Genomic DNA, 15,079 nt, shown 5'->3' with positions numbered 1-15,079 from the left:
GCTTGAGAAATTATTTTCGGATTAAATCCTTGAACGAGCGTTAACTTTAAATCCTTCGTAAATTTTGTCATACAAAAAACTGCACCTCCAATTGTTAGACTGTGTCTAACAATTGGGGTGCAGCTCACATTCGCAAAGCTTTTTTCTATTTATTATGAGCAACTTGTTCCATATCTGGACTACAAGTTTTCGACTGACATGACTTATTTAAAGAACATGCTGCGCATTTTCCTTTTTTACTTCTCTTTACAAAATTAACTAACGTGTATGCTGCATAACCAAAAATGATAGCTCCAATTATAATATTGACCATCATTATACATCTCCTTTTAGAATCCTAGTAAAGATCCAACTTGGTATATAATAAGCGTTAATACATAAGCAACAACAAGCGGGTAAACGACTGAGAAAATCGTCCATTTCGCTGATCCTGTTTCACGTTTAATAACAGCCACCGTCGCTAAACATGGAACGTATAATAAAATAAAGAACATAAATGCATAAGCTGATAATGCTGTATAATGTGCTCCCATTACGTTTCCAAGCACATCTTCTTTAACTGCATAAATAATTGCCATTGTTGAAACGACAACTTCCTTCGCTAAAAATCCTGTTAAAAGGGATGCTGCAGCTTGCCACGTTCCAAAGCCGAGCGGTGCAAATAGCGGTGCGATAAATCCACCAATCATCGCTAAGTAACTGTCTCCCATATCAACACCAAATCCTGATGGACCTGCATAGTTTAATAACCAAATGACAACCGAACCACCAAAGATGAATGTACCAGCTTTACGAACAAATCCTTTTCCTTTCTCCCACGTGCTCAGCCATAATGTTTTCGCTTGTGGCACACGGTAAGGCGGTAATTCAATTACGAAAATAGACTTTTCCGCTTTCAAAATCGTAAGAGACATAATTTTTGTAACTAATAACGCAAGAACAATCCCTGCAACATATAAAGAAAATACAACAGTCGCCTGACTATGCGGGAAGAATACGCCCGCAAATAATGCATATACAGGTAATCGTGCTGAACAAGACATAAATGGTGTTACTAAAATGGTAAGTAAACGTTCTTTCTCCTGTTCAATCGTTCTCGCAGCCATAATACCTGGAACGTTACATCCAAAACCGATAATCATCGGAATAAAAGCTTTTCCGTTTAAGCCGAAAAACTCCATAATTCTATCCATAACAACTGCAATTCGCGCCATATACCCTGAGTCTTCTAATAATGAAATGAAAAAGAATAGTGCAAAGATTTGTGGTACGAATACTAATACAGCACCAACACCGGCAATAATACCTTCTGTAACGAGTGCTTGAATAAAATGAGAAGCTCCAATACTTGTAAGTCCAGCCGTCACCCAATCCGTAAGCTGGCCACCAAAAAACTCATCTAACATATCAGATAAAGGTGTACCAATCCACGTAAACGTAACCTGAAAAATAAAAAACATAACTGCTAAAAAGATTGGAAGTCCTAAAATTTTATGTGTAATTAATCTATCAATTTTTTCTGAAAAAGGAATTTTTCCTTCTTTCTCATGCTTCATAACATTTGTTTTTAACTTTTCAATATACGCTTCACGAGTTTTGTAAATGTGCTCTTCTAACGTACAATCAAGTTTTCCTTCTAAGCGAGATCGAATGGCTATGAGTTCCTTATAAATTGGTAATGCTTTCATTTCTTTTTCTACTACTTCGTTATTGCTTAAAAATTGAAGTGCTAACCATCTCGGATGCTCGTAATTCACTGTCTCTAAAAGAGCAATTACTTCTCCAATTCCTTCATCCATTTGTACACCATATGAAATAAGGAATGGCTTTTTCTCTTTTTTGTCATTTTCTTTAAGAGTCGTAAGCAGTTCTTCACAGCCTTTTCCACTCCTTGCAACAACAGGAACGACTGTTACACCTAATAGTTCTGATAATCGTTTTACATCAATGACAATTCCTCTTTGCTTCGCCACATCAACCATGTTTAAACCAATTGAGACTGGCTTACCAAATTCAAGTAACTGCAACGTTAAATGCATATTTCTTTCAAACTGCGAGGAATCTACGATATTTAACATATGATTAAATTCTTCTGTTAATAGAAAGTTTGTTACAACACCTTCATCACGTGAAACTGGATTTAAATCATAAACACCTGGTAAATCAATTAATGTTCCTTGTCTATCTTTTAATTTACCAACCTTCTTTTCTACTGTTACACCGCTCCAGTTTCCTACATACTCATAAGAACCAGTAAGTGCATTAAATAATGATGTCTTCCCTGTATTCGGATTCCCTAGCAAAGCTACCTTATTCACGCTAATTCCACCTTTATCATTTTCGCGTCACAATGACGAATACTAATTAACTGTCCACGACACTCCAATGTACAAGGACCTTTAAACATCGCTTTCTGTTTCAGGCGAAGTTCGCTTCCTTCAGCAAGACCGAAAGCAGCTAGTCTACGCTTTAATAGCTGATCTAAAGACTGAATACTTTTTACTAACACTTTCTCTCCAATTTTAATATCTACTAAACTCATAACCTTCCCCCTCAGAAGAGAATGATAATTATTTTCAAAAAAATTATACCACACCCAATTTCTCTTGTACTATACCCTTTTGCTTCATATTTATTAACATTTCGCTACAATTCTATTTCAATTATTGTCATACTGTATTCGTTTGCCATTCTCATCCATTTCGCTTACAATAAACAATAGCAAATAAAGAATCTCGTTATCACTGGGGGAGCCATGCCGCTGAGAGGGAACACTTCGTTCCGACCCTTCGAACCTGTTAGTTAATGCTAACGCAGGGATTGTGCAAACGTCCGAAATACATACCTCATTTTTATTTACGTATTTCGTATCCTCCTATGATATCTATTCTTTTTTGTACAACTTGGATTTAGGGGGAGACAACATGCGTAACACCAATTTACAAGCGATGATCGAATCTGCTATTCTTGCAGCCTTCGCCATGATTATCGATATTTTACCATTATCACTTAAACTTCCAACAGGCGGTTCTATCTCATTCGCTATGATTCCTATTTTTATTATTGCTTACCGCTGGGGCTTTAAATCAGCTTTCTTAGGTGGTTTAGTTTGGGGACTATTACAAATAGTCGTGGGGGATGCTTATATTTTAACACCTGTTCAAGCATTCATTGAGTACTTCATTGCCTTTGCTTTTATCGGATTTGCTGGCTTATTCTATCGTCCAATTCAAAAAGCACTTTTAACGTCTAATGAAAATAGTGAAGAACATTCAAGTTTAGGTAGTCGCAATGAAAAACCTTCAGCAAAACAAAACCATGGTAAGAAAATCCTTGTTTACATTATCCTTGCTACATTTGTCGGTAGCTTTGCTCGCTATTTCTGTCACTTTATTGCCGGTATTATTTTCTGGGGACAATATGCGCCGAAAGGTCAATCAGCTGTGTTATATTCATTAATCGTAAATGGAAGTACAATGCTTGGTTCTTTTATTTTATGTACAGTTTTACTTATATTTTTATTCCTCACTTCCCCACGCTTATTCAAAAGCATCAGTGCTTATCAAATGAATACACAAAAAAAGGGCGCTTAATGAGCGCTCTTTTTTCATATCGTAATATTAATTAAAAATACAATAAATGCGCAAAAGAAAATAAATACCATTATACTTAGCCAATTGCTATGCACGGTTCATCGACTCCTTACATAACCTCATTTTCTAACCAGATTATATCGCTTAAAAATAAAGATTAGGTAAAGATAATATGAAAATAAATTAAAAAAAGCGTAGCATGCATTATCTACGCTTTTTTCGGTAAGTAAAAGTAAAATAATACACCGTCTTCTGTATTTTTCACTCCATATTCAGCATCGTGTAATTCTAAAATATTTTTAGAAATAGCAAGCCCAAGTCCCGTCCCACCTTGTGAACGCTGACGAGCTGTATCCACGCGATAAAAACGATCCCAAATTTTATCTAATTGTTCTTCTTCAATGTGAGTACCTTTATTTTCAATGCACACTTTTATACGATCCTTCTCATCTATTGTAGAAATAATAATATCTTCTTTATTTGGTGTATAACGTATGGCATTCGTAATGAAGTTAACGATGACTTGTTCAATCCGGCCTTGATTTGCAATCACTTCAAATGAATGTATATTTTTATGAACATGAAGTTCTTTTTTCTCTATTTCCACAGATAGATGTTCACATATATCTTCAATTACTGTATCAATATAAAACGAAGACTTTTTCATTTTATATGTACCAGATTCAAATTTAGCTAACTCAAGCATATCCAAAATTAAAGTATCCATTTTGTCTACTTCTCTCTCCATCGCTTGAAAATAATACTCTTTTTTATGCTCAGCTACCCCGTCTTTTAAAATGGAAATACAACTTTTCATAATACTTAGCGGTGTTTTTAATTCATGCGAAACACCAGAAATGAATTCTTTCCGTGTATTTTCTAACTTTCTTTCCTTTTCAATATCTTCTTCTAACTGTCCAATATGTGAATGGAGTTTATTTGATAGCACATTAATATTTTTCGATAAATCTCCAATTTCATCTTTTGAAGTAATCGGTATTTTTTCTGTAAAATCTAATTGTGCTATTTTCTTCGTCGTATCATTTATTTTTAATAACGGTTTGGCAATTTGTTTTGAGTAATAGAACGAAGCTAAAAAAATAAGAACAACTACAAATGCAATGATATAGATGTAATAATCTTGCACCATTTGTACAGCTTCATCTACGGGCTGTAAAGAAGCCATCGCATAAATATATGTTACTGATCCGTCTTTTTCTTTTATTGGTTTCATTAATAATTTATATTTAATATCATTTTTTTCATAGTCCATTGTTTGTGTTGTATATTGTATGGGCTTGCTCTCTTTTAATAATAAATTAGTTTGAAATTCTTTTATGTTATCTAAGAAGATGCCATTTTTATAAATTGGATTCACAGGACCTTTTACATCTGGTAACTGTACTTTTGTAACACGTCCACCTATGTAAACATTTGATTCTTGAGCAGCTTGCTCCTGAACAGCTGGTTTCTTTTCCTTAACAAGTTGTTCCTCAGCTGCTCTCTTTTTCTCCTCATTTAATTTACTCATTTTCTCATTAAATGCTTTTTCTAGCGGTTTATTAGATCCGCTTAAATTCTGCTTAGATAAAGAAAAAGAGAATGGAATAAAACTATCTTCTTTTCTCACTCCAGAAAAATAAATTTCTTGCCCTAAAAAATGCTCTGATAATTTATTATCAATCTCCTCTATATTGACGAGATTACCTAAGGGAATTTTGAATATTTGTTGTCCAAAGCTCTTTTGTTGCCTACGATCTATCGTTACTTCAAAATAAAAATCATCTGCATGTTTTAAATTCCCGTTCTTATCTAATGTCGTAATCCACGTATTATTTTCTCTTAAAAAGTCTTGCTCTAGTTTCTGAATTTCTTCTGCATTTCCTGCACGATTTAAATAGTTCTTCTCAAAGGAATTTAAATTCACTTTAATATCTTCCACTTTTCGATTCGCATAATATTGTTTAAAAAATATCGTTTGTCCAATAAATATCGTCGCTAAAATTAACATGCATAATGCTGTTGTAAGAGTAAATAATTTTAGTACAATTCCTTTCTTCATACATTCCCCTCAAATTTATAACCAGTTCGTACTACAGTTGTAATATACTTTGCTTTCTCTCCTAATTTATTTCTTAAATTACGAATATGGCTATTCACCGTTCGATCATCGCCAGCAAATTCATATCCCCAAATTCTTGAAATGAGTTGCTCTCGCGTTAAAACGATTCCTTGATTTTTCATGAAATACACCAATATTTCAAACTCCGTATGCGTTAAACTAACATCTGCCTCATCAACAGTAACAGTACGCGACGGAAAATGGACATGGATGCCATGAATCGATAACGTATCATCTTCGTTCTCTAAAGGTTTCTTCGATGCTTTTCTACTTTCTAATAATCGTTTCGCTCTTGCTAATAAAATTGGAGGACTATACGGCTTCGTCACATAGTCATCTGCTCCAAGTTCAAAACCAAGTAACGTATCGTCTTCATCTACACGCGCCGTCAGCATAATAATAGGCACCTCGGACGTCTTCCTAATCCTTCGGCAAACAGACCATCCATCGAGTTCTGGCAACATGATATCTAAAATAACTAAATCAACCTCTTCTTCTTCAAATACAACTAAAGCCTCTTTCCCGTCCCTCGCTTCAAACACTACATATTGTTCACTTAAAAAATAATCTTTTAATATTTCACGTAATATGTCTTCATCTTCAACAATTAAAATGTTTTTTGACATAACTTATATATCCCCCTCTCGCTTTCAGAAACTATAATTTCACTTTGAATAACTGCCAGTTAACTTCGCCTCGATAATATATCTATCTGGTGCATCCCCTATATAATCAAATGGGTAACAAGTTGTCAGTGTTAATATCGGTTCTTCTTTTTTTATAATAACAGTACGATCATCCGCATGAGTAATCCATGTCTTTTGAATTTCATATGTGTACGTTTTATTATCATACTCTAAAACAAGGGTATCCTTTTCTTTCAACTCTTCTAAATCTGTAAATACAGTATCTCGATGTCCACTCAGTACAGTATGTCCCCCTCCAGATGGAGTTGTCGTTAAATCACTAACGAACATACCCACTCCTTTTTTCAAAGTCATATCATCTGCTCCCCAATATATAGAAAACTTCTTCTTTATTTTCGGTATGTTTAACATCGCTACCTTTTCTCCTTCTTTATGTTCTGTTTGAGAAGAAGGCACTTGAGAAGTTACAGGTGTTTCATGAGAAAGTTGAGTACCTTGTATATTTTTAAGGCTCTTTATTTCTTCTGCCGTTAATTGCCCGGCAGAGCTTCTTCCTTTATACCATTCCACAGCATAATAGGATCCCATGAATAGCCCTATAGCCATCAATATGATACCGATATAATTGAGTAACTTCATTCTTCATTCCTCCATGCCAAAAATGGTAGGAGTAACCTACCATTTTTAATATATGAAATTATCCCATTCTTTATAGGAAAATATTTTATTTACGCTTTAATCTTATTGCGACGATTCAAACCAAATAATGTACCTACCGCTACAAGACATGCACTTAATCCCATCATTGCTACATTATTTGATGCTGTATTTGGTAATTTTTCACCTTGTACAACTGGCTTTGCTTCTTCTTTTTTAGCTACTTCATTCTTTTGCTCGGCTTTTATCGCTGCTTCTTTTTTGGCCATATCGTTTTTTAACTGTTCTTGCGCTATTCTCTTTTTCTCTTCTTCACTTTTTTTCTCAGCTTTTATTGTTTCCTCTTTTTTAGCCATATCATTTTTTTCTTGTACTTGTGCCGCTTGCTTTTTCTCTATTTCACTTTTTTGCTGTTCCTTAATTGCTTCTTCTTTTTTAGCTTTATCCTGTTGTACCTGCGCTTCTTCTTCCTTTGTTACTGTTCCAGTATCCGCACTCGCTACTGAAGAATATCCTACTGTTAAAAGTGCCATTGCACAAATTGGTAATAGTTTCTTTTTCATTTTCACTCTCTCCTTATATTTTATTCACATCTACTCGCATCGGATGTATTACTAGAATAAGCAAGAGATATAAATATAAGATGCAGATGAAATATATTTCATTTAAAGATTTCATTGTAGAAAAAGAAAAAAACATCGCAATATGTACGATGTTTTTTTCGGGTGTGTGTCTCAATTATTTACATGTTACTTTCGCGTGATTTAGAAGTAGAACGGGCCGGAGCGATAACTAATTGTCTCGGCTCAGTTTTCTTGAAGTGATTTTTGACGTTACACTTACGACGTTGAACAACCCACGCTTTAATAGGGTTTGTTAAAATAATCTTTTGCTCTTCGTTAGGGGCCTCTTCTTCAAACCTACAACTCTCGCTCCATTTATTCCATTTCATTGTAAATTTAGAAGAAGAATGATCATCTTCACGATCAAACAAGTGCAAAAAATCCATTTTTCCATCTAGCATTACGGTGTTACTAGTCGCTAAAAAAGAAAAGGTCGTCCAACGTTTCTCCATGCCCTCCTACTCCTTTTTCACATATAGAGTGCCTAAAACTTAATTTACCTAAAATATGCTTGCCTTTTACCTTACACCCATAGTTTATCCAAAATGCTCTTATGCAACTATCGATTTGCCTTACAACTACCTTACATTTTTGTAAGAAACAAAAAAACCTTCACTCTATATAATGAAGGTTTCTTACTTTTTATCTATATGATCTCTCATATCATCAAGTCCAGCTTCTTTTAGCTGCGACATCATACCGTGCGAAATTGCTCCTAACACTAAAGTCATTCCAATTAATGAAATACGAATCGCAGGTACATCAATTACGTAAGCCAACAGGCCAAGAACAATTGTTAAAAGTAATGCTTTTATAAATGTTACACTTGTGTACTGTTTCTTCTTCATCATATTCACCCTTTATGGAAGCGTTTTCTTGATATACTTAGTATATCATATCATCAGATGATTTTGTCGTTATCTTTGTAAAAAATTACTATCTCCTTTGACTTTTTCTATTCTATCCTTTACAGTCGAAATGTTCGTAAGTTTTACACTGTAGGAGGATTACAATGAATATTGAAATAAAAGACACTTTAATTTCTGAAGAACAATTACAAGCAAAAGTTAAAGAATTAGCACTTCAAATCGAACGTGACTTTGAAGGAGAAGAAATCGTAGTTATCGCAGTATTAAAAGGTTCATTCGTATTTGCTGCTGATTTAATTCGTCACATCAAAAATGATGTAACAATTGACTTTATTTCTGCATCTAGCTACGGAAATCAAACAGAAACAACAGGAAAAGTGAAACTACTAAAAGATATCGACGTAAACATTACTGGGAAAAACGTAATTGTTGTAGAAGATATTATCGATTCTGGTTTAACACTTCATTTCCTAAAAGATCACTTCTTTATGCATAAACCAAAAGCACTCAAGTTCTGTACATTACTTGATAAACCAGAACGTCGTAAAGTAGACTTAACAGCTGAATATGTTGGCTTCCAAATTCCAGACGAATTCATCGTTGGATACGGTATCGACTGTGCGGAAAAATATCGTAACTTACCATTCATTGCTTCAGTTGTAACGGAATAATCGTATAACTTAAAAAATCGATAGTACATAAAATGTATATCGGCGATTTTTTAAATATATCGACTTACCGACAATAACTGACAATCTTAGCACCCAATTAATAGGGAGAAGCTGTTCTAAAATACATGGGAACAGCTCCTTTCTTTCCATTACAAACTACAGGGAGAGATGAAATATGACAAAGACAAAATTTGAAAAAGTACTCCTCATCGTAAATCCGAAAGCTGGTCAAGGTGACTTACATACAAATTTAACGAAAATCGTACCACCTCTTGCCGCAGCTTTTCCTGATCTACATATCCTTCATACGAAAAAACAAGGTGATGCAACAAAATATTGCCAAGAGTTTGCTAGTAAAGTAGATTTAATTATCGTCTTTGGTGGTGATGGAACAGTATTTGAATGCACAAATGGCTTAGCACCTCTCGAAACTAGACCTACACTTGCAATCATTCCAGGTGGAACTTGCAACGACTTCTCTCGCACACTTGGTGTTCCGCAAAACATTGCAGAAGCGGCAAAACTTATTACAAAAGAACATATAAAACCAGTTGACGTTGCAAAAGCAAATGAACAACATTTCTTAAACTTCTGGGGCATTGGACTCGTATCTGAAGTATCAAACAATATCGATGCAGAAGAAAAAGCAAAGCTTGGTAAAATTGGTTACTATTTAAGCACAATTCGAACTGTAAAAAATGCTGAAACATTCCCAGTAAAAATTACTTATGACGGACAAGTATATGAAGACGAAGCTGTCCTTGTCATGGTTGGAAATGGTGAATATCTTGGTGGTATTCCATCCTTTATTCCGAACGTAAAATGTGATGACGGAACACTTGATATTTTCGTAGTCAAATCAACAGGTATTCAAGCATTTAAAGATTACATCGGAAAGAAACTATTTGAAGACTCAAATGAAAATGACATCTTCCACGTAAAAGCGAAATCCATTCATATTGAAACGAAAGAAGAAAAAGAAATAGATACAGATGGAGAAAGCTCGCTTCATACACCTTGTCACATTGAATTATTACCAGGACACTTTACGATGATTTATAATCCTGCGGTTGTGTAATAAAAAAACGAGTGCTAGCACTCGTTTTTTCTCTTCTAATCTAGTTATATTGTTGGATCATTTCCTCTATTTCTTTAACTCTCTCTAAAGTAATTCCATTTCTTTGTTCGATCGCTAAAGGATGCTCGGTTGGCTCTAATTCAACATACGGTGCCATTCCAACTTCTCTTATATGTACATTTGTTTTTAAATTTAATGTTTCTGGATAAACTGGTATTTCTACAGATAACCAACCAAAATAAGGATCACTATTTTCTCGGCCTCTCTCATCCCACTTTTCTAATACTTCATCATAACTTTCTTTACTAAGTGATACCCACACAGTCCATATGAAATTTTCGTGGTAGTCAATTATAGGAATCTCTAAACATCCTCTAATAAAATAGAAGAATGGCTTGTTTGCATACTCTAGTTCTTTTTATTTACAATGAAGGAAAGAAGCACCTTCATATAAGGGAGAGGACAAACTTTGTTCAACCAACAGTTAGTTAATTTACGCATTGATTTTGCATTTAAACAATTGTTTGGTACGAATGGTAGCGAAGATATTCTAATTGCATTTTTAAATGCTATGTTACAAGAGTCTTTAGAGTCGCCCATTGCTTCTCTACAACTAGAAGATCCACATTTACACAGGGAATATGAAGAGGATAAGTTATCTATTTTAGACATTTCAGCAACATTAGACACAGGAACAAAAGTCAATGTAGAAATACAACTCAATAATAATCACGATATGGTTAAACGCAGTTTATATTATTGGGGAAGACTATACACATCTCAACTACAAAAAGGGATGCCCTACAGTGCACTTCACAAAACCATCACCATAAACTTACTAAACTTCGTAATGTTTTCGGAACACCCAGCCTTCCATACAACAAGCATATTATGGAATACACAACAACAAAAACTCCTGAGTGACGACATTGAAATCCACATTATAGAAATTCCAAAGTTAACTGAACAATGGCATGAAGAAAAAGTAAATCCGTGGAAAGATCCATTTGTTCGTTGGCTTTTATTGCTTTCAGCAAATGAGGATGAGCACTTAACTAAACTATTGGAGGATATTGCTATGAACCAAGACCCTATTTTACAAAAAGCGATAAATAAATGGGAACGTATGAGTCAAGATTCATCTTTCCGACAAGCCTATGACGCAAGGGAGAAAGTTTTAATGGATGAAGCAGCAAAATTCGCCCATGCAGAGACAGAAGGAATAAAAAGAGGAATGGAACAAGGGATGAAACAAGGAATTAAAAAAGGCATTGAAAAAGGCATTGAACAGGGCATTGAACAGGGCATTGAACAAGGTCGAAAAGAAGGAGTTCAGCAGGGAAAAATTCAAATGATTAAAAATATGTATGATCTTGGTATACCACTTGAAACGATTGCTAAGGCAAGTAAATTAAGTTTGCATGAGATTGAGCATATTTTAGGACATAAATAGTGATAAAAAAAGAGCTTGAATAGTTTCAAGCTCTTTTTTATCAACTCTCCTCAATATCATCCAATTGAGTCTTATAACATTCATCACACTCTGGCCTCGTAGGAAGAATCCCTCTTTCATCAGGTAATAAAACCCTCAAAACTTCTCGATCCATCTCTACGAAAGACTTCATAATAATGGGATATCCTTCAATAATATTCGTATACTCAATCCCTTGTTCAAACTTTTTTCCTCTCTTTATTTCTTCTATTATGGTACAAAAAACACTATGCGCGACTTCAGGATCCATATTTAATGCTATTTGTAAATCTTGATGATTAAAGTTATCTCTTAGACCATGCGTATGATAATTAGCATGGATGCCATCAATATCTTCTGCTAATATGCTATGCATGTACCATCCATACTCTTGTAGCATATTTTCTTCCCATTCATCTGCATCCTCTTCTAAATCTTCATCAAACAAATTCGGATCATACCACACGTCCTCGTAATCTCCAGCAATTAAAAATCTCCAACCAGGTGGTAACCCTAAATACTTCTTTATTTCAGGTGCCCATTCATCAATATGTTGAACGTGTAAAGGAAGAAAGAAATCTTCTTCTGTCCCCATTTCTTCACCAGCCCAAATGTACCAACCTGTCGTTCCGTTTTCTATAGGCATTCGTAACCCATTAATCGGAGCGATACCATCTTTCACATTTTGCGCTACTCCTAATTTCAAGTCATTCGGAGATTCTACATACTCCGCTTTATATTTATCACATATACTCCTCTGTTCTTTTATGTATTTTTCCATCCTTTTAGCACACTCCCCAATTTTTGAAAGATAGATTTCTTTGCCGAAGCACTCTCTAACTTCCATACCCCACACGGATTATAAAATGGATTCTCTTGTTCATAACGATTATCTATATAATGAGATAAAAGATACACTGGAGCATCTTCTGTGAAACTAATTGTATCTCCATCTTTCAAATTAGGTTTTTCCAATATATTATGTAGGTTAAAATCATTTAATAAATCTACAGCTACTTCCGGATCTATCCATCCGTCTAAAACAACGTCTGGTAGATTAAATGCTTGCATTCCACATGAATAGTAGCCGTCCTCTTCATCTCCAACTAAAGTTACAAGGTGCGAATACATCGGGAATATTTCCTTATCCTCTGCAAGCTCTTGCCATTCTTCTTTCGAATAAGCCATACCTGCTGTTTCAACTTTTAAAGCAAGTCCACCTGCATTTAAAAGTTCCATTCCTACATCAATTACTTCTTGTAATCTCTCTGTATCGTCAACTTTTGCAATAACATACACTGTATAAGTATGCTTCTCCAACTCCTGAAGCAATTCTTCATCAAAACGCTCACCACCTGCATAGAAGAAAGCCTCTCTCAAAGAAGGGTCTTGTTCATATATATCAATTTCAAAGCCAATCTCTTTCTCCTTATGGTGCATAACATTTCCCGCTAATATATAGTTACTTTTACTCACAACTTCTTGTATTAATTCTGTTCTATCTTTCCATAAACCAGGTACTCCAATAACGATTTGTGTCTCCATCATATGCACTCCACTTCTCATCTATTTTCAATCTATTCTTTCAATCTTCCAAACTAAATTAGCTGGGATATCTTTCTCTAAAAAGGTTAACATCCATACAGTTTAGGCATCCTACTATGATTAAAATCTCCAAATATAACACTCCATGTGTACATTTATATTTATTTTCGTTTACATACTATTGTTATTCATAATCCATTTTAGCTAATAAACAAACGAAAGAGAACTAGGTGGATTAATGTTTACTTAAGAATAAAAAGTCCGAAACTATATAAAGTGATTTCGGACTTTTTATTTTTAAAATATTAAATTACATTTCGAACAAAAAGGAGCTGAATTTCCTCTTCTAATTTTCGTATCACATTTTGGACAATATACATATCGTTCCTCTACCTTTTGTCGTTCTATCATGTGTAAGGATACTATTTTCATACTGCACATAATTCCAATTAAGATAAGGCTAAAAATGAGTAGCACAACGCTCTTCCTCCCTTAACTACTTACCTATATTTTACCATTAAATAAAGATAATTTTATACTTATAATCCTATCTTGTCCTTCATACTGGAAGAAACTTTCTTTACTTCTATTTACTCATCAGTGTGATTCTTTTTTTTCTATATAAATAAAGAATACCTGTAACTATAAAAACAATCACGCCAAAATACACACCATATTCTATCGCGATCGCTACAATACTTTCAATATGTTGTCCAAATAAAGCACCGAGCACAAAGTAAACGAGTGTCCAAACAAATCCTGTCATATAAGAATACAAAGCATACGTCTTAAATGACATGTTATTCATTCCAACTAAATACGGTACGATATGTCTTACAACTGGTATGAAGTAACTTGTGACTAACGCATAATGACCATACTTCTCTACCATTTGTTGAGATTTCAAAAGATATTTCGCCTTTTTCTTTTTCATTAGCTTATCAAGTACTTTCGTACCAAATATTTTCCCTAATATATAACCTAAAGAAAGCCCAGATACAACACCTAAATATGTTAATAAAAATGCAGGAATGACACTTAATATCCCTAGTGAAGATACAAAGCCACCACTCATTACGATCATTTCGTCTGGAATTGGCATACCAATAATACCTAACCATAAACAGAAAAATAATGCCCAATAACCGTATTGTTCAATATAAGATAATAATTCATGTAATTCCATTATGCATATGCTCTCCTTAGCTCTTTTTTACAGCTAAAGACATACGCTGGTGGGAAATTGAGCCACACTTTCTCTAGCGTAATTTCAGGAAAGAAGTGCTGTATAAATCCTTTTTTCACAAGTGAATATTGAAATGTAATAAATTCACCATTCTCATGTATCCCTTCCATTACATTGTTTAAAATACGCTTTGAAACTTCTTCTGGTAAAGAGGTAAAAGGTAATCCCGATAAAACGTAATCCACGCATTCTATATTGAGATCTTCTATATACTTTTTTATATTTTCGGCTGAACCGTGTACAACAATGACGTTCTGCTCATCTTTAAATTTTCTCTTTAGTTCCTTGCAAAACACTTCATTAATTTCAATAAGAAGAAATATTGTTTCCTTCTTCTTTCTCTTCATAATTTCTTTCGTAAAGACTCCTGTACCAGGACCTAACTCTACAATGCATTTCGCTTTATTAAAATCAATTACATCTACCATTTTCTTTGCTAATATTTTTGAACTTGGCGCAATTGCACCAGTATGTTTCGGATGTTTAATAAATTCATGTAAGAATGTTATGAGTTGCATATAAACCTCTCCTCATTCGTTCAATAGTTTTTAACTTGT

The 15,079-nt window shown here is 34.3% G+C and carries 18 protein-coding genes, 1 pseudogene and 1 riboswitch; of the genes and pseudogenes, 4 read left to right on the top strand and 15 right to left on the bottom strand.

Going from position 1 to position 15,079, the window contains the following annotated elements; translation table 11 throughout:
- Nucleotides 1-145 precede the first annotated feature (145 nt).
- From D1166_RS27735 to D1166_RS27725, 3 genes are read right to left on the bottom strand one after another with little or no spacing between them, the layout of a single operon-like run.
- Nucleotides 146-316 (bottom strand): FeoB-associated Cys-rich membrane protein, encoded by a 171-nt coding sequence (locus D1166_RS27735; RefSeq protein ID WP_000989593.1) that lies wholly within the window; start codon nt 314-316, stop codon nt 146-148.
- Between the two features lie 13 nt (nt 317-329).
- Nucleotides 330-2,318 (bottom strand): ferrous iron transport protein B, encoded by a 1,989-nt coding sequence (gene feoB, locus D1166_RS27730; protein WP_001044842.1) that lies wholly within the window; start codon nt 2,316-2,318, stop codon nt 330-332.
- On the bottom strand, nt 2,315-2,542 hold the full coding sequence (locus tag D1166_RS27725; protein ID WP_000060512.1) for a FeoA family protein: 228 nt from the start codon (nt 2,540-2,542) through the stop codon (nt 2,315-2,317). Before D1166_RS27725 ends, feoB begins: the two co-directional genes overlap by 4 nt.
- Nucleotides 2,543-2,736: 194 nt before the next feature.
- Nucleotides 2,737-2,838, top strand: a riboswitch (TPP riboswitch).
- A gap of 86 nt (nt 2,839-2,924) precedes the next feature.
- Between D1166_RS27725 and thiT the strand changes: the two genes are divergently transcribed.
- Complete coding sequence (thiT, locus tag D1166_RS27720; protein WP_001246585.1) at nt 2,925-3,593, top strand: energy-coupled thiamine transporter ThiT; 669 nt, start codon at nt 2,925-2,927, stop codon at nt 3,591-3,593.
- Between the two features lie 208 nt (nt 3,594-3,801).
- On the opposite strand, the gene D1166_RS27715 is transcribed toward thiT, so the two are convergent.
- The 6 genes from D1166_RS27715 to D1166_RS27690 all read right to left on the bottom strand — a co-directional run bounded on the left by D1166_RS27715 (nt 3,802) and on the right by D1166_RS27690 (nt 8,493).
- On the bottom strand, nt 3,802-5,655 hold the full coding sequence (locus D1166_RS27715) for a sensor histidine kinase (RefSeq protein ID WP_097856374.1): 1,854 nt from the start codon (nt 5,653-5,655) through the stop codon (nt 3,802-3,804).
- Nucleotides 5,652-6,341, bottom strand: a complete 690-nt coding sequence (locus tag D1166_RS27710) for a response regulator transcription factor (protein WP_000041848.1) — start codon at nt 6,339-6,341, stop codon at nt 5,652-5,654. The genes D1166_RS27715 and D1166_RS27710 overlap by 4 nt, the downstream gene beginning before the upstream one ends.
- A gap of 39 nt (nt 6,342-6,380) precedes the next feature.
- Nucleotides 6,381-7,001 carry a class D sortase gene (locus D1166_RS27705; RefSeq protein WP_000771596.1) on the bottom strand — a complete coding sequence of 207 codons (621 nt, stop codon included), beginning with the start codon at nt 6,999-7,001 and terminating at the stop codon, nt 6,381-6,383.
- Nucleotides 7,002-7,090: 89 nt separating this feature from the next.
- Nucleotides 7,091-7,582 carry an LPXTG cell wall anchor domain-containing protein gene (locus D1166_RS27700; RefSeq protein ID WP_000728022.1) on the bottom strand — a complete coding sequence of 164 codons (492 nt, stop codon included), beginning with the start codon at nt 7,580-7,582 and terminating at the stop codon, nt 7,091-7,093.
- 179 nt (nt 7,583-7,761) lie between these two features.
- Nucleotides 7,762-8,094, bottom strand: a complete 333-nt coding sequence (locus D1166_RS27695) for a hypothetical protein (RefSeq protein WP_000415613.1) — start codon at nt 8,092-8,094, stop codon at nt 7,762-7,764.
- Nucleotides 8,095-8,277: 183 nt separating this feature from the next.
- The gene (locus D1166_RS27690; RefSeq protein WP_002001286.1) at nt 8,278-8,493 is read right to left on the bottom strand and encodes a hypothetical protein; all 216 of its coding nucleotides are present in this window, start codon (nt 8,491-8,493) and stop codon (nt 8,278-8,280) included.
- A 161-nt stretch (nt 8,494-8,654) separates the two neighbouring features.
- Here D1166_RS27690 and hpt point away from each other — a divergent pair, with 161 nt between their 5' ends.
- Together hpt and D1166_RS27680 are read left to right on the top strand one after the other, a co-directional pair.
- Nucleotides 8,655-9,182, top strand: a complete 528-nt coding sequence (gene hpt / locus D1166_RS27685; protein WP_001019295.1) for a hypoxanthine phosphoribosyltransferase — start codon at nt 8,655-8,657, stop codon at nt 9,180-9,182.
- A gap of 175 nt (nt 9,183-9,357) precedes the next feature.
- On the top strand, nt 9,358-10,260 hold the full coding sequence (locus tag D1166_RS27680) for a diacylglycerol/lipid kinase family protein (RefSeq protein ID WP_097856375.1): 903 nt from the start codon (nt 9,358-9,360) through the stop codon (nt 10,258-10,260).
- 40 nt (nt 10,261-10,300) lie between these two features.
- Here D1166_RS27680 and D1166_RS27675 read toward each other — a convergent pair.
- Nucleotides 10,301-10,645: pseudogene (locus D1166_RS27675) on the bottom strand (DUF2199 domain-containing protein); the annotation flags it as partial.
- A gap of 84 nt (nt 10,646-10,729) precedes the next feature.
- On the opposite strand from D1166_RS27675, the gene D1166_RS27670 reads away from it, so the two are divergent.
- Nucleotides 10,730-11,713 carry an Rpn family recombination-promoting nuclease/putative transposase gene (locus tag D1166_RS27670; RefSeq protein ID WP_087948473.1) on the top strand — a complete coding sequence of 328 codons (984 nt, stop codon included), beginning with the start codon at nt 10,730-10,732 and terminating at the stop codon, nt 11,711-11,713.
- A 40-nt stretch (nt 11,714-11,753) separates the two neighbouring features.
- Here D1166_RS27670 and D1166_RS27665 read toward each other — a convergent pair whose 3' ends face one another.
- From D1166_RS27665 to D1166_RS27645, 5 genes are all read right to left on the bottom strand, one after another.
- Nucleotides 11,754-12,512, bottom strand: coding sequence for a DUF4262 domain-containing protein (locus tag D1166_RS27665; RefSeq protein WP_097856376.1), 759 nt, complete (start codon nt 12,510-12,512; stop codon nt 11,754-11,756).
- Nucleotides 12,497-13,276, bottom strand: a complete 780-nt coding sequence (locus D1166_RS27660) for a DUF4261 domain-containing protein (protein ID WP_118043505.1) — start codon at nt 13,274-13,276, stop codon at nt 12,497-12,499. Before D1166_RS27660 ends, D1166_RS27665 begins: the two co-directional genes overlap by 16 nt.
- Before the next feature lie 297 nt (nt 13,277-13,573).
- Nucleotides 13,574-13,753 (bottom strand): hypothetical protein, encoded by a 180-nt coding sequence (locus D1166_RS27655; RefSeq protein WP_001986677.1) that lies wholly within the window; start codon nt 13,751-13,753, stop codon nt 13,574-13,576.
- Between the two features lie 109 nt (nt 13,754-13,862).
- Nucleotides 13,863-14,462: a DedA family protein gene (locus tag D1166_RS27650; RefSeq protein ID WP_061654854.1), complete on the bottom strand. Its 600-nt coding sequence runs from the start codon at nt 14,460-14,462 to the stop codon at nt 13,863-13,865.
- Nucleotides 14,462-15,040, bottom strand: coding sequence for a class I SAM-dependent methyltransferase (locus tag D1166_RS27645; protein WP_001176053.1), 579 nt, complete (start codon nt 15,038-15,040; stop codon nt 14,462-14,464). Before D1166_RS27645 ends, D1166_RS27650 begins: the two co-directional genes overlap by 1 nt.
- Nucleotides 15,041-15,079 lie beyond the last annotated feature (39 nt).

Origin of the sequence: Bacillus sp. ISO11 (assembly GCF_003458115.1) — a bacterium.
Taxonomy (GTDB): Bacteria; Bacillota; Bacilli; order Bacillales; family Bacillaceae_G; genus Bacillus_A; species Bacillus_A cereus.
This window is presented reverse-complemented; position numbering and strand designations above follow the sequence as displayed.

Excerpts from the sequence above, each read along its gene's own strand:
- D1166_RS27735 (WP_000989593.1), bottom strand. The coding sequence starts at position 316 with ATGATGGTCAATATTATAATTGGAGCTATCATTTTTGGTTATGCAGCA.
- D1166_RS27725 (WP_000060512.1), bottom strand. The coding sequence starts at position 2,542 with ATGAGTTTAGTAGATATTAAAATTGGAGAGAAAGTGTTAGTAAAAAGT.
- thiT (WP_001246585.1), top strand. The coding sequence starts at position 2,925 with ATGCGTAACACCAATTTACAAGCGATGATCGAATCTGCTATTCTTGCA.
- D1166_RS27715 (WP_097856374.1), bottom strand. The coding sequence starts at position 5,655 with ATGAAGAAAGGAATTGTACTAAAATTATTTACTCTTACAACAGCATTA.
- D1166_RS27710 (WP_000041848.1), bottom strand. The coding sequence starts at position 6,341 with ATGTCAAAAAACATTTTAATTGTTGAAGATGAAGACATATTACGTGAA.
- D1166_RS27705 (WP_000771596.1), bottom strand. The coding sequence starts at position 7,001 with ATGAAGTTACTCAATTATATCGGTATCATATTGATGGCTATAGGGCTA.
- D1166_RS27700 (WP_000728022.1), bottom strand. The coding sequence starts at position 7,582 with ATGAAAAAGAAACTATTACCAATTTGTGCAATGGCACTTTTAACAGTA.
- D1166_RS27695 (WP_000415613.1), bottom strand. The coding sequence starts at position 8,094 with ATGGAGAAACGTTGGACGACCTTTTCTTTTTTAGCGACTAGTAACACC.
- D1166_RS27690 (WP_002001286.1), bottom strand. The coding sequence starts at position 8,493 with ATGATGAAGAAGAAACAGTACACAAGTGTAACATTTATAAAAGCATTA.
- hpt (WP_001019295.1), top strand. The coding sequence starts at position 8,655 with ATGAATATTGAAATAAAAGACACTTTAATTTCTGAAGAACAATTACAA.
- D1166_RS27680 (WP_097856375.1), top strand. The coding sequence starts at position 9,358 with ATGACAAAGACAAAATTTGAAAAAGTACTCCTCATCGTAAATCCGAAA.
- D1166_RS27665 (WP_097856376.1), bottom strand. The coding sequence starts at position 12,512 with ATGGAAAAATACATAAAAGAACAGAGGAGTATATGTGATAAATATAAA.
- D1166_RS27660 (WP_118043505.1), bottom strand. The coding sequence starts at position 13,276 with ATGGAGACACAAATCGTTATTGGAGTACCTGGTTTATGGAAAGATAGA.
- D1166_RS27650 (WP_061654854.1), bottom strand. The coding sequence starts at position 14,462 with ATGGAATTACATGAATTATTATCTTATATTGAACAATACGGTTATTGG.
- D1166_RS27645 (WP_001176053.1), bottom strand. The coding sequence starts at position 15,040 with ATGCAACTCATAACATTCTTACATGAATTTATTAAACATCCGAAACAT.